Origin of the sequence: Hansschlegelia sp., assembly GCF_035538955.1 — a bacterium.
Lineage (GTDB): Bacteria > Pseudomonadota > Alphaproteobacteria > Rhizobiales > Methylopilaceae > Methylopila.
In genome coordinates this window covers 141794-154295 of the sequence record NZ_DATLJK010000017.1, presented here as the reverse complement: position 1 = coordinate 154295, position 12502 = coordinate 141794, and the positions used below count along the sequence as shown (strand labels likewise).

The 12502-nt window shown below is 69.2% G+C and carries 13 protein-coding genes; 7 read left to right on the top strand and 6 right to left on the bottom strand.

Annotation, left to right across the window (positions count from 1 at the left end):
* Positions 1 to 45 precede the first annotated feature (45 nt).
* Positions 46 to 2190, bottom strand: coding sequence for a molybdopterin oxidoreductase family protein (locus tag VM780_RS16740; protein WP_325449406.1), 2145 nt, complete (start codon positions 2188 to 2190; stop codon positions 46 to 48).
* 181 nt (positions 2191 to 2371) lie between these two features.
* Here VM780_RS16740 and VM780_RS16735 point away from each other — a divergent pair, with 181 nt between their 5' ends.
* The 3 genes from VM780_RS16735 to VM780_RS16725 all read left to right on the top strand — a co-directional run bounded on the left by VM780_RS16735 (position 2372) and on the right by VM780_RS16725 (position 4503).
* Positions 2372 to 2638 (top strand): hypothetical protein, encoded by a 267-nt coding sequence (locus VM780_RS16735; protein ID WP_325449404.1) that lies wholly within the window; start codon positions 2372 to 2374, stop codon positions 2636 to 2638.
* Positions 2639 to 2805: 167 nt separating this feature from the next.
* Positions 2806 to 2934, top strand: coding sequence for a hypothetical protein (locus tag VM780_RS16730; RefSeq protein ID WP_325449402.1), 129 nt, complete (start codon positions 2806 to 2808; stop codon positions 2932 to 2934).
* 216 nt (positions 2935 to 3150) lie between these two features.
* Positions 3151 to 4503: a carbohydrate porin gene (locus tag VM780_RS16725; protein WP_325449400.1), complete on the top strand. Its 1353-nt coding sequence runs from the start codon at positions 3151 to 3153 to the stop codon at positions 4501 to 4503.
* A gap of 21 nt (positions 4504 to 4524) precedes the next feature.
* On the opposite strand, the gene cydB is transcribed toward VM780_RS16725, so the two are convergent.
* Together cydB and VM780_RS16715 are read right to left on the bottom strand one after the other, a co-directional pair.
* Complete coding sequence (gene cydB / locus VM780_RS16720) at positions 4525 to 5544, bottom strand: cytochrome d ubiquinol oxidase subunit II (RefSeq protein WP_325449398.1); 1020 nt, start codon at positions 5542 to 5544, stop codon at positions 4525 to 4527.
* Positions 5545 to 5549: 5 nt separating this feature from the next.
* Positions 5550 to 6965 carry a cytochrome ubiquinol oxidase subunit I gene (locus tag VM780_RS16715; RefSeq protein WP_325449396.1) on the bottom strand — a complete coding sequence of 472 codons (1416 nt, stop codon included), beginning with the start codon at positions 6963 to 6965 and terminating at the stop codon, positions 5550 to 5552.
* 164 nt (positions 6966 to 7129) lie between these two features.
* Between VM780_RS16715 and ypfJ the strand changes: the two genes are divergently transcribed.
* Both ypfJ and VM780_RS16705 read left to right on the top strand, forming a co-directional pair.
* A complete protein-coding gene (gene ypfJ, locus VM780_RS16710; protein ID WP_325449394.1) occupies positions 7130 to 8026 on the top strand; it encodes a KPN_02809 family neutral zinc metallopeptidase in 897 nt (298 codons plus the stop codon).
* A gap of 79 nt (positions 8027 to 8105) precedes the next feature.
* Positions 8106 to 9008 (top strand): MBL fold metallo-hydrolase, encoded by a 903-nt coding sequence (locus VM780_RS16705; protein WP_325449392.1) that lies wholly within the window; start codon positions 8106 to 8108, stop codon positions 9006 to 9008.
* On the opposite strand, the gene VM780_RS16700 is transcribed toward VM780_RS16705, so the two are convergent.
* Entirely contained in the window at positions 9005 to 10081 is a 1077-nt protein-coding gene (locus VM780_RS16700; RefSeq protein WP_325449391.1) for a hypothetical protein, read from the bottom strand. The two genes, VM780_RS16705 and VM780_RS16700, sit on opposite strands and share 4 nt — an antisense overlap.
* A 204-nt stretch (positions 10082 to 10285) precedes the next feature.
* On the opposite strand from VM780_RS16700, the gene moaB reads away from it, so the two are divergent.
* The gene (gene moaB, locus VM780_RS16695) at positions 10286 to 10846 is read left to right on the top strand and encodes a molybdenum cofactor biosynthesis protein B (RefSeq protein ID WP_325449388.1); all 561 of its coding nucleotides are present in this window, start codon (positions 10286 to 10288) and stop codon (positions 10844 to 10846) included.
* A gap of 13 nt (positions 10847 to 10859) precedes the next feature.
* Complete coding sequence (locus tag VM780_RS16690; protein WP_325449386.1) at positions 10860 to 11246, top strand: barstar family protein; 387 nt, start codon at positions 10860 to 10862, stop codon at positions 11244 to 11246.
* A 3-nt stretch (positions 11247 to 11249) separates the two neighbouring features.
* Here VM780_RS16690 and rpsU read toward each other — a convergent pair whose 3' ends face one another.
* Entirely contained in the window at positions 11250 to 11528 is a 279-nt protein-coding gene (gene rpsU / locus VM780_RS16685) for a 30S ribosomal protein S21 (RefSeq protein ID WP_325449384.1), read from the bottom strand.
* A 194-nt stretch (positions 11529 to 11722) separates the two neighbouring features.
* Positions 11723 to 12427, bottom strand: coding sequence for a glycosyltransferase (locus tag VM780_RS16680; RefSeq protein ID WP_325449382.1), 705 nt, complete (start codon positions 12425 to 12427; stop codon positions 11723 to 11725).
* Between the last annotated feature and the right edge of the window lie 75 nt (positions 12428 to 12502).

Genomic DNA, 12502 nt, shown 5'->3' with positions numbered 1-12502 from the left:
GATAGTGCGCGCCGCCCCGCGATGCGAGCGCGGCGCGCCAGAGCCTCAATCGACGGCGCAAACCTCGACGAGGTTGTCCGAGAAGGTCGGCGAGTGGCCCATGCCGCCAAAGGCGGAGGACGAGATGATGTTCACCGCCCCGCCCCGGTTGAGCGTGCGCCAGTAGCCGAGCGAGGCGACCACCACGCCCGCGGGCACGTCGTCGGTCACGCGCGCGGCGCCGTGGAACTGGCCGCGGTCGTTGAACACCCGCACCAGAGCGCCCTCGCTCACCCCACGCGACTGCGCGTCGGCCGGGTTGATCAGGATCGCCTGCTCGCCCTGTACGGCGATCTTGCGCTCCTCATTGGCGTATTGCGAGTTGAGGAAGGCGTGGCTCTTCGGCGAGACGATGTTGAGCGGATATCTCTGCGCCTTCTCCGGCGCCGTCTCGGCGCGCTCATAGGGCGCGACATAGCCGGGCAGCGGATCGAGCTTCTCGCCGCCCTGGCGGGCCTCATACATCTGCCGGAACGGCGGCGCGACGAAGTTGCCGGTGGTCGCGGCGGTCTCGGAATAGAACTCGACCTTGCCGGACGGCGTCGGGAAGTTGCCTTCCGCGTGCGGGGTGCGGGTCGACGGGTCGCCCACCGCGAGGCGCCAAAAACCGTGCTGGCGGAAATAGTCCATGTCGCAGCCGGCCATCTTGGGGCTCGACCAGTCGATGTACCACTCCATGAGCTCCTTCTCGCTCATGGAGAACTGCGGCTCCTTGAAGCCGAAGCGCTTGGCGAGGCGCCGGAACAGCTCGGCGTTGGAGACGCATTCGCCCGGCGCCTCGATCGCCTTCTCGTTCAGCGTGAAGAAGAAGTGGCCCCACGAGAACATCATGTCGTCGTGCTCGGCCGCCATGGTGGCCGGCAGCAGGATGTCGGCGTAGCGCGCCGTGTCGGTCAGGAAGTGCTCGGACACCACCGTGAACAGATCCTCGCGCTCGAGGCCGCGGACGATCTTGTCGGTGTCGGTCGACTGCGAGACCGGATTGCAGTTGTAGACCATGAGCGCGTGGACGCCCGGGTTCAGCCCGGCCTCCCCGGTCAGCGCCTCGCCGAGCTTCAGCACGTTGATGGTGCGCGTGCCCTCGGGGATCAGGTCGGGACGGCAGACCCGGTCCCAATGCACCGGGAACTCCCAGAGCGGCATCTGGTAGATGCCGCCGCCCGGATCCTTCCACGAGCCGGTCAGCGCCGGCAGCGAGAAGATCGCCCTGAGCGCCTGGCTGCCGCCGGCGGAACGCTCGACGGCGACGCCCGGCCTCAGCGCGGCGTTGCGCGTGGTGGCGTATTCATGCGCCAGCATGCGGATGTCTTCCGCCTTCACGCCGCACAGCGTCTCGGCGTATTCGGGCGTGAACGGCGCCGCGCGCTCCTTCAGCTGATCGAAGCCGACGGTGTACTTCTCGACATAGTCCATGTCGCAGAGGTTGCCGTTGATGATCACGTTGATCATCGCCATCGCGAGCGCGCCGTCAGTGCCCGGGCGCGGCATGATGTGCCAGTCGGCTTCCTTGGCGGTGCGCGACTTGTACGGGTCGATCACCACCACCTTGGCGCCGTTGCGCTGCGCGTCCTTGACGATGTGCCAGTGATGCAGATTGGTGCTGATCGAGTTGCAGCCCCAGATCACGATATACTTCGACTGGGTGAAGCTGAGCGGGTCGGTGCCGTTGGTCGGGCCGTTGGTCAGCAGCCAGGCGGTGCATGAGCCGGAGCCGCAGAAGGTCTTTTCCGCGACCGTCGCGCCGAGCTTGTTGAAGAAGGCGTCGCCGACCGTGAGGCCCTGCACCAGCCCCTCATTGCCGAGATAGTTGTAAGGCAGGATCGCCTCGGGCGTATGGGTCCGCGCCACCTCGGCGAACCGCTCGAAGATCGTGTCGAGCGCCTCGTCCCACGAGATCCGCTCGAATCTCCCCTCGCCCTTCGGACCGACCCGCTTCATCGGGAACATCAGCCGGTCGGGATTGTAGTGGTGCTTCTCGAAATCCTTGACCTTCACGCAGAGCGAGCCGCGGGTCATCGGATGCTCTGCGTTGCCCTTCACCGAGACCAGCCGGCCGGCCTCGGTCGTGTAGATCATCGCGCAGGTGTCGGGGCAGTCATGCGGACAGGCGCCGAGATGCGTCTCGGTCTCGGCGGAGGCTTGTTCGAGCATGGCGGTCTCCGGGCGTTGAACGGCGTTTCGCCGGCGGGGCCATCGAGGCGTCCTATCGGCCGATTGGTCAGATGATAGGCGCGGAGGCGGGCGGATCACAAGCCGCCCCGGAACGATCCCGGGCCGCGCCGCCTTACCTCCCGACGCCGCGGCCCGCCCGCGGACCCAAGGAGGCAAAATCATGAGGAATGCACTGTTGCTTGCAGCCGGCGCGCTGGCGCTCTCGACGGCCGCGCAGGCCGACGCGATCGTCCGGCAGGAGACCCAGATCGGCGTCTATTCCGCGCCGGTCGCGGGCGCGACGCCGCAGGCGCGTGAGAACCCTGCGCCGGACACCACCATGCTGGAGCAGCGGCGTAAGACCACCGTGACCCCTGTGCCCAGCGAGCGAGTGATCGAGCAGCCGGCGGAGACCGGCTCCGTCGAGATCCGTCGCGCGCCCCAGTAAGCCTGAGGGCGCTCCACGCCGGCTACGTAAACGCCGTGTGAAGATCGCGCTGCACCGCACGCATGACTGGCATGCCAGAACCACGCTTTTGCGCAGGGCTTTGGCATGCCAGATAAGCGTCACAGGGATCGCGGCGCTTCACGCGCCACAACAAACGGTGTGGATCAATGGCTTACGTTTCCGTCACGCATAACGATGTCGCGCATTCGGGCTTCCTCGCTCGCGTCGCTTCGTTCTTTGCTGCGCTGCAGCGCGCCGACCAGCGTGTCGGCTATGCGCCCTACTTCGGGCTCTAAGGTTTTCTCTGGTCCGTTTTCCCTCCCCCTCCCGGACCAAGAGCTGGGCCGCCCCATTCGGGCGGCCCTTTTTTTTGCCCTGAGCGCAATGTCACAAAGGTGATGCGCCGCAAGCGTTGGAACGCCGGCCAGCCCGTGGCAGCTTGCCCCTAAGAACGCGCTCATAAGAACCTCGGGGGATTCGTGCGGCGGAATGGGGTAAGCGGCGTCGGGGCCATGGCCTTCGCGCTCGGAATGGTCGCGGCCTGCGCCGCAGCGGGCGCGGCGCGCGCCGACGCCGACGAGGACGAGCAGGAGCCCTCGATCCTCGACAGCGTGGCGGCCTTCAAGGACATCGCCGAGGCGCGCGACGCGCTCGCCGAGCGCGGCATCCGGTTCTCCGGCTTCTACTTCTCGGACGTCCGCGGCAATCTCACAGGCGGCATGCGCCGCGGCGCGACCTATAGCGGGCTGCTGAAGCTCGGCGTCGACGTCGACGCCGAGAAGGTCGCCGGGATCGAGGGCGGCCGGCTGCACGCCGACATGCTGCAGATCCACGGCCGCGACCTGTCCGACGAATATATCGGCAACGTGCTGTCGGTGAACGACATCGGCGCGCGCCCCACCACTCGCCTGTTCGAGCTCTGGTACGAGCAGAAGTTCGGCGACCGCCTCGCCGTCAAGGTCGGCCAGCTCGCCGCCGACGAGGAGTTCATCAAGAGCGACTACGGCGAGGCCTTCCTGGACGCGACCTTCGGCTGGGCCGGGCCGCCCTCCGAAAACCTGCCGTTCGGCGGGCCGGCCTATCCGCTCGCAGCCCTCGGCGCGCAGGCGACCGTCGAGGCGAGCGAGAACCTCACGCTGGTCACGGCGATCTACAATGGCGCCGCCGCCAATCCGGACGCCGAGGACCCCGAGAAGGCCAACCGCCACGGCCTGAACTTCCGGCTGAAGGACCCGCCGCTGGTCATCGCGGAGGCCCGCTACCGCTACAACCAGGGCGAGGACGCCGCTTGGCTGCCCGGCTCGCTGAAGCTCGGAGGCTACGGCCATTTCGGCCATTTCGACGATCTGAAGTGGGGAACCGACGGGCTCGTGCTGGGCTCGCCCGGCAGCAATGGCGACCCGCGCCGCCATTCGGGCGACGTCAATTTCTACGCGGTGCTCGACCAGCAGATCTACCGCGCTCCCGGGGATGATCCGGAAAAGGGCGTCGGCGTGTTCGCCCGCGTGATCGCCGGTCCGAAGGACCGCAACACGATTGATTTCTACCTCGACGGCGGGATCGTGGCGTCCGGCATGATCCCCGGCCGGCCGGACGATCTGTTCGGCTTCGCCCTCGCCTACGCCAACTTCTCCCCGCGGCTCGCCGACGCCGACCGCGCGGCGGACCCGGGCGGCCCCGCCCGCAAGTTCGAGGCGGTGTTCGAAGCGACCTACAAGGCGCAGATCGTGCCCGGCCTCACGGTCCGGCCGACCTACCAGTACGTCATGCGTCCCGGCGGCGGGGTCGACAATCCGGAGCGCGCCGGCTCGCAAAAGATTCGAGACGCCCATGTGTTCGGCGTCACGACGCTGGTGACCTTCTGAGGGCCAGCCGCCGGCGGAGGGCTAGTGATAGCCCTCGCCGGCCCGCACCTTGCCTCTGAACAGCCAGTACACCAGCACCGTGTAGCCGATGATGATCGGGAACATGATCGCCACGCCGATGCCGGCGAAGATCTGCGACGCGGGCGCGGCGGCGGCGTCCCAGAAGGTCACGTGCGGCGGAACCAGATAGGGGAAGGTGGAGATCGCAAGCCCCAGGAAGCCCAGCAGGAACAGCACGATCGAGCCGAAGAAGGGGCCGATCTCGCGCCCGTTCTCAAGGCCGCGCCACACCAGATAGGCGACCCCGAGGGCGATCAGCGGGATCGGCCACAGGAACAGGAAGTTCGGCAGCGAGAACCAGCGGTCCCAGATCCGGTCGATCGCGAGCGGCGTCCACAGGCTGACGAGGCCCATCGCGACCAGCACGGCGGCGAGCAGCGGGGGCGCCTGGCGGCGCGACCGGCGGGCGACTTCCTCATCGGTCTTCATGTTGAGCCAGGTGGCCCCGAGCAGCGCATAGCCGAGCACCACGCCGACGCCGCAGAGCAGGCTGAACGGCGTCGCCCAGTCGAACGCCCCGCCGGCGAATTGCGGCCCGATGTTGGGCTGCGTCTGGACATTGATCCCCTGGATCAGGCCGCCGAGGATCAGCCCCTGGCAGAAAGCGGCGAGGATCGAGCCGCCCGCGAAGGTGATGTTCCATACGCTCTTGTTCGGCTTCGCCACCCAGCGGAACTCGAACGAGACGCCGCGGAAGATCAGCGCGAGCAGCATCACGATCACCGGCAGGTAGAGCGCCGGCATGACGATCGCGTAGGCTTTCGGGAACGCGACCCACAGGCCGCCGCCGCCGAGCACTAGCCAGGTCTCGTTGCCGTCCCAGAAAGGCGCGACCGTGTTCATCATCTGGTCGCGCTCGTGCTCATCCTTGGCGAACGGGAAAAGGATCCCGATGCCGAGGTCGAAGCCGTCGAGGATCACGTACATCGCGACCGCCGCCGCGATGACCCAGCCCCAGGCGAGTGGCAGGTACCATTCCATGGCCGTCACCCCGCCGCCGGTTCTGGGCCGCCCGCGATGGCGCCGCGGGTGGCGTCCTGCGCGGCCGAGAGCGGCCTGTTGGCTGCGCCCCCGCGGGGCGGAGCGATGATCGCCGGGTCAGGCCCGCGATTGATCAGCCGGTTGATGTAGTACACGCCGACCGAGAACACGCAGCAATAGACCAGCACGAACAGGGTGAGCGAGATCACCAGGCTTCCGGTGCTGACCGGCGACATCGCGTCGGCGGTCCGCAGGATGCCCCAGGCCACCCAGGGCTGACGGCCGACCTCCGTAACGATCCAGCCCGACAGGATTGCGATGAAGCCAAGCGGCCAGACATAGGAGGCGGCCTTGAGGTACCAGCGCGTCTCCCACAGCGTGCCGCGCCACCACAGCCAGGCGCCGGCGAGCCCCGTCGCGATCAGCAGCATGCCGATCGCCACCATGACGCGGAACGCGAAGAACACCGGCAGCACCGGCGGCCGCTGGTCCGGCGGGAAATCGCGCAGCCCCTTGATGCGGCCGTCCCACTGATGGGTCAGGATCAGGCCGGAGACGCGCGGCAGCGCGATGTCGAAGTCGTTGCGCTCGGCCTTCTGGTTCGGGATCGCGAACAGCGACAGCGCCACCGGCTCATTGCCGTTCCAGTGACCCTCCATGGCCGCCACCTTGGCGGGCTGGTGGTGCAGCGTGTTGAGGCCGTGCTGGTCGCCGATGATCAGCTGAAGCGGCGCCACGATCGCGATCATGCCGACCGCCATCCGCACCATGGTGCGCGCGTCCTCGCCGAACCTGTTGGCGAGCAGATAGCGGCAGCCGACCGACAGCACGACCACGGCCGTCGTCAGATAGGCGGCCGTCATCATGTGCGCGAAGCGATAGGGGAAGGACGGATTGAAGATGATCTGCAGCCAGTCGAGCGGATAGGCGACGCCGTCCCGAACCTCGAAGCCGGCCGGCGTGTGCATCCAGCTGTTGGCGGAGAGAATCCAGAAGCCGGAGATCGCCGTGCCGGTCGCCACGATGCAGGCCGACAGCACGTGCAGCCAGACCGGCACCCGGTCCCAGCCGAACAGCATGATCCCGAGGAAGGTCGCCTCGAGGAAGAAGGCGGTCAGCACCTCGTAGCCGATCAGCGGCGCGACGATGTTGCCCACAACTTCCGAATAGCGGCTCCAGTTGGTGCCGAACTGGTAGCTCAGCACGATTCCGGAGACGACGCCCATCGCGAAGGAGACCGCGAAGATCTTGGTCCAGAAGCGCGCCAGGCGATGAAATCGGTCCGCGCCGGTCTTGGCCCAGATCAGCAGCAGCGTCGCCACATAGGCGGAGATGCCGATCGAGAACGCCGGGAACACGATGTGGAAGGAGACCGTGAAGGCGAACTGCAGCCGGGCGATCAGGTTCGGGTCGAAGTCCATCGGTCCCTCCGGCAGCCGGACGGGACGCACGGTCGCGCGGCCCCCCATCGGAATGGTTATAAGCCGGCGCACTCCGCGACGATAGTTGACGGATCGTCCAAGACCGACTGCTCGCGCGAACGCGCCGCGCTATGTGAGGCCGGGGTGGTTGCGAGGGAGCGCCGATGCGCTGGGAAGATTTTCGCCGCAGTGACAACGTCGACGACGTTCGTGATTCGGGCGGCGGAGGCGGCTTCCGCTTTCCGGGCGGCGGAGGCGGGATCGGCATTGGCGGCCTGATCGTCGTCGGGCTCGTTTCCTGGGCGCTCGGGGTCGATCCGCGGCTTATCCTCAGCGGCATCGAGGGGATGCAGGGCGGCGGCTCCGGCTATGAGCAGAGCGCGCCCGGGCAGCGGCGCGAGCTGTCGGCGGAGGAGCAGAAGCAGGGCGACTTCGTGCGCGCGGTGCTGGCGCAGACCGAGGACGTCTGGACCGACCTCTTCAAGCAGTCGGGCTCGAACTACACCAAGCCCCGCCTCACCCTGTTCAGCGGCATGACCCGTTCGGCCTGCGGCCGCGCCCAATCCGCGATGGGGCCGTTCTACTGCCCGAGCGACCAGCGGGTTTACCTCGACACGGAGTTCTTCGACGAGCTGTCGCGCCAGTTCCGCGCGCCCGGCGACTTCGCCCGGGCCTATGTGATCGCGCACGAGATCGGGCACCACGTGCAGGACGAACTCGGCATTCTGGCGAAGGCCAACAGCGCGCGCGAACGGGCCGGCTCGCAGGAGGAGTCGAACGCCATCTCGGTCCGGATCGAGCTGCAGGCCGACTGCTTCGCCGGGGTTTGGGCCTATTGGGCCGACAAGAAATACCACGTGCTCGAGCAGGGCGACGTCGAGGGCGCGCTGAAGGCCGCAAGCCAGATCGGCGACGACACGCTGCAGCGCCGCTCCGGCGGCGAGGTCGTGCCGGACAGCTTTACGCACGGCTCGTCCGCCCAGCGGGTGAAGTGGTTCCGCACGGGGCTCGAGGCCGGCGATCCGAAACAGTGCAACACGTTCGCGGCCCGCAGCCTGTAGCCGGAACGGAACATCGCGGGCCGGCGATGGTTCGGAAGGTGCGGACAAGGCAGCCCGTCCGCGCGTTCCGGAGCCCCGCATGGCGCAGCAGATACCCCTGAGCGACGACGACCGTGCGTTCGATCCCGACCGGGACGCTGAACGCGGCGACAAGACCCACGAGGTCGCGCCCGACGTCGCCTATCGGCGGCTCGCCATCGTCAATGTGGCGTTCATCGGCTTGCCGGGCGCGGCCGACCGCGAATGGGTGCTGGTCGACGCCGGGCTGACGGCGTCGGCTGGCTTCATCCGGGCGGCGGCCGAGGAGCGCTTCGGCGCCGGCTCCAGGCCCGCCGCGATCGTGCTGACGCATGGCCATTTCGACCATGTCGGCGCGCTCGAGACGCTGGCCGAGGAGTGGGACGCGCCGGTCTATGCGCATCCGCTGGAGCATCCCTATCTGGACAGCTCAGCCGCCTACCCGCCCGGCGACCCCTCTGTCGGCGGCGGCGCGATGGCGGCGTTGTCGCGGTTCTATCCGCGCGATCCGGTGAATGTCGGCGCGCGGCTGCGGGCGCTGCCGCCCGATGGCGGCGTGCCGCACCTGCCGGGCTGGCGCTGGATCGCGACGCCCGGCCACAGCGTCGGCCATGTTTCGCTGTGGCGCGAGCGCGATCGCCTCCTGATCGCCGGCGACGCCTTCGTGACGACGCGGCAGGAGAGCGCCTATGCGGCGCTCACCCAGGAGCCCGAGATGCACGGGCCGCCGATGTACTTCACCGTCGACTGGGATGAGGCGGAGGCCTCGGTGCGGCGGCTCGCGGCGCTCGAGCCGGAGATCGCCCTGACCGGGCACGGCGAAGCCATGGCCGGGCCGCACATGCGGGCCGCGCTGCACGCGCTCGCCGAGCGCTTCCGGGCGGTCGCCGTGCCGGCGCAGGGCCGCTATGTCGGCGCGCCCGCCTGCGTAGAGGATCGCAGCGCCTATCCGGCGCCGGACTAGATCCGCGCGGCGGCGAACCGCAGGCCGCGCCAGAGCAGCTTGGAGAGCGAGCCCAGGACCAGGCCGCCGAACCACATCAGCGCGCCCCAGAGATGCCGCAGCAGCATCTCGCCGACCCGGATCGAGGTGCGGAACACGCGCAGGCTCGCTCTGCCGGTGAGTTCGGCCACCGCCCGGCTCTTGGCGCCGAACCGGGTGGCGAAGCGGCGGAGCTCCGGCAGCTCGTCGACGTTGCGGACGTATTTCATCAGCCGCACCGTCTCGCCCGCCCCGACCGCGCCGCCGACGGCCTTGAGCTCCGTGGCCGCGCCGGAAAGCGTCCTGAGCGCCGCCGAGCCGCCGGCGGCTTCCGCGGCCGCCGCGCCGCCGCGCGCCTCGATGGCGCCCGTGCGGCGAACCGCAGCGCCGGCGCCGGCCTCGCCGGCCTTCGCCAGCCGGCGGCCGAGATCGGCGGCGAACTCCGCCGTCATCGTGCCGGCGCGGCGGGCCGCCTTGAGGACCGAGAGGCCGAAGCGCGCCGGCGCGGCCGCCCCGAAGGTTGCGTAGCTCGCAGCCGTCACCGCGACGCCCGCCGCCGCAAGCCCCAGGATCAGGTCGCTGTGGTCCTCGCCGCGGGCGAGCTTGCCGCCTTCGCGGGCGAGGTCGCGGACGTCGCCCACCACCGTGAGGTCCGCCGCGAGCGCGCCGGCGAGCGCCGCCGAACCGGCCGCGTCGCCGGTCGCAAAACCGCGCGCAAAGCCGCGTGCGTTCCGCCAGGCGGTCGCGCCCGGGGCCTCAGCGGCTTCGAGCCGCGCGAGCGTCGCGGGCGGCAGCGGCCGACCGAGTTCGGCGCCGAGATCGGCGAAGCCGCGCGCGAGCGGGATGTCCTCGGCGTCGAGGGCCGCGCGCGCCTTGGCGTCGAGCGCCTCCGGGGTCGCGAGTTCGCCGAGGCCGCGCTGGATCGCCACTTCGAGCGGGACCGTGAAGCCGAAGTTCGACGCGGCGCCGACCGCGGCCGCCACGAGGGACGTCGCGAGCGCGAGGCGGCTGCCGCGCGACGCCCAGTCGACCGCCTTCGCGGCTCGCGCGCCCATCAGGCGGCGAGATCCGGCCGACCGCGCGCCGAGGTCGGAGATGCAGTGGCGGTCATGCGGCTCTGGCTCGTGGCGGCGGTTTGTGAAACATGGTCGTCCGGCTGCGCGCCACAAGCCGCGCGGCCGAGGTCACCAGAGCCGCGAGCGCGCGCAGGTTCGCGACGATGCGGTATCATAGCGCCGCTCGGGCGGGAGGAAAACGCCGTGTCGCGGATTGACGAAAGCCGCCCGTTCGTTCCGCTCGGAATTGCGATCGTGACGGTGTCGGACACACGAAGCGCGGCCGAAGACCGGTCCGGCGACACGCTCGCCGCGCGGATCGAGGAGGCCGGCCACAGGGTCTCGGGCCGGAGCATCGTGCGCGACGACCGCGAGGCGCTGCGCTCGGCCGTCGGCTTCTATGTGGCGGACCCTGCGACCGACGTGGTGCTGACGACCGGCGGCACCGGCTTCACCGGCCGCGACGTCAGCCCGGACGCGCTCGAGCCGATGTTCGAAAAGCGCATGGACGGCTTCTCGAACCTGTTCCACGCCTACTCCACGGGCACGATCGGCACCTCCACCCTGCAGTCGCGCGCGACTGCAGGCGTTGCGGGCAAGACCTTCGTGTTCGTGCTGCCGGGTTCGACCGGGGCCTGCCGCGACGCCTGGGACGGCGTGCTCAAGGCGCAGCTCGACTATCGCCACAAGCCCTGCAACTTCGTCGAAATCCTGCCGCGGCTCGATGAGCACCTGAAGCGCGGCAAGCTGCGCGGCGCGCCCTGACGGAGAGCAAGCGGTGGGCAGTTCGGCGCAAGGCTTCAGATACGCCCGCGATCTCACCGGCCGGATCAACGGCAAGTCGTTCTACTGGCGCGTGCCTTCAGACCTGGTCCGCAAGGACGAACTGTTCGCAGCCTTCCGGAGCGAGCTCTGGCTGCCCGACGATCCGGGGCTCGACTGGGACGCGCTGTTCGACGCGCTGTGCGACTTCAGCTGGATGAGCGACGGCACGATCGTCCTCGTGCATGACGCCCTTCCGAGGCTGCCCGAGGAGGATCTGCGGCTCTACCTGTCGGTTCTCAGGGACGCGGCGCGCTGGTGGCGCGTCGGAGATCCGCATCAGCTCGAGGTCGTCTTCCCGGAAGAAGCGCGCGAGCGGATCGCGCAGCTTCTCGCCGGTTGAAGCTCAGCCGGCCGTGCCGGTCCCGGGGGCCGCGGGACGGCCCGGACGCGCAGGAATCGGCTTCTTCTTCGGCATGGGCAGCAGGCCTTCGCGCTGGGCCTGCTTGCGGGCCGCCTTGCGCGCGCGCCGAACAGCCTCGCCCTTCTCGCGATTCTTCCGCTCTGACGGCTTCTCGTAAGCGCGCCGGCGGCGCATCTCGCGGAAGACGCCTTCGCGCTGGAGCTTCCTCTTCAGGGCCCGGAGCGCCTGATCAACGTTGTTTTCTCGAACGACGACTAGCAAAACATCTCCAATCGTTAGGATTCGATAGCGGAAACGACGCCGGACGCCCGACCACGCGGCCGGACGCGAAGGCGCTGACTATTTCACTTGAGCGGCCGCTTATTTAGGCGTTTGAGCCGGAAAAGCAACCTTGCGCCGCTTTCCGAACCCGACGGGCTCCAAAACGGCAGTTCAGGAGAGCCCAGACTGGGCTCTCAGCCATAAAGTCTCGCCACCAGATGGGGTGGCACGCGCAGCATCAGCAGCCCGGCCGTCAGCGCCGCCCGCACGCCGCCGCGCGATGCGGCCTCGGACCGGCTCGCCGGCGCGAGCGCCCGGGCGCGAAGCGCCACGATCCGCCGCCGGCCGATGCGACGGATCAGATCGGCGTCTTCCATCACGGGCAGCGGACGATACCCGCCGAGCCTCTCGTAAAACCGCTTGTGGATCAGCAGCCCCTGCTCGGCGCGCGGCAGGCCGGTGAGGAGACCTGCGACGTCGGCGAGAAACTCCGCCAGCCGAACCCTGCCGCCAAAGCCGTCGAGGCCGTAGCGGAAAACCGCCGCGCGCCGGTCGGCCTCGCCCTGACGCTCAAGCGCGTCGATCAGCGCGCGCACCTCGCGCTGCCAGCCCTCGTCGAGCGCCACGCCGGGCTCGAGGAACAGCAGCCATGGGCCTTTGGCGGCGCGCGCCGCCTCGTCCAGCCGGTCGCCCCGCTTTCCGCCGCCGCGCACGAGATGGCATCCCGCCAAATCGGCGACCTCAGGCGTCGCGTCCGTGGAGCCGCCGTCGACGATCGTCACGTCGCGCACCACGCCGTCCGCCGCCCCCGGAACCAGCGTCGAGAGGGTCGGGACGAGCGCGCGCTCGTGATTACAGGTCGGGATCACCACGCTCAGCATGAGATCTGTCTCTAGCATGCCAGAGGGCTCATGTCCGGTGAGATTCATGGCCTCTGCGCATCACCACGCAGGAAATGCGCCTGCTGTTCTTGA

What these genes read in the sequence shown, in the direction of transcription:
- VM780_RS16740 (WP_325449406.1), bottom strand. Translation starts at nt 2,190, where the DNA reads ATGCTCGAACAAGCCTCCGCCGAGACCGAGACGCATCTCGGCGCCTGT.
- VM780_RS16735 (WP_325449404.1), top strand. Translation starts at nt 2,372, where the DNA reads ATGAGGAATGCACTGTTGCTTGCAGCCGGCGCGCTGGCGCTCTCGACG.
- VM780_RS16730 (WP_325449402.1), top strand. Translation starts at nt 2,806, where the DNA reads ATGGCTTACGTTTCCGTCACGCATAACGATGTCGCGCATTCGGGCTTC.
- VM780_RS16725 (WP_325449400.1), top strand. Translation starts at nt 3,151, where the DNA reads ATGGCCTTCGCGCTCGGAATGGTCGCGGCCTGCGCCGCAGCGGGCGCG.
- cydB (WP_325449398.1), bottom strand. Translation starts at nt 5,544, where the DNA reads ATGGAATGGTACCTGCCACTCGCCTGGGGCTGGGTCATCGCGGCGGCG.
- VM780_RS16715 (WP_325449396.1), bottom strand. Translation starts at nt 6,965, where the DNA reads ATGGACTTCGACCCGAACCTGATCGCCCGGCTGCAGTTCGCCTTCACG.
- ypfJ (WP_325449394.1), top strand. Translation starts at nt 7,130, where the DNA reads ATGCGCTGGGAAGATTTTCGCCGCAGTGACAACGTCGACGACGTTCGT.
- VM780_RS16705 (WP_325449392.1), top strand. Translation starts at nt 8,106, where the DNA reads ATGGCGCAGCAGATACCCCTGAGCGACGACGACCGTGCGTTCGATCCC.
- VM780_RS16700 (WP_325449391.1), bottom strand. Translation starts at nt 10,081, where the DNA reads ATGGGCGCGCGAGCCGCGAAGGCGGTCGACTGGGCGTCGCGCGGCAGC.
- VM780_RS16680 (WP_325449382.1), bottom strand. Translation starts at nt 12,427, where the DNA reads ATGCTAGAGACAGATCTCATGCTGAGCGTGGTGATCCCGACCTGTAAT.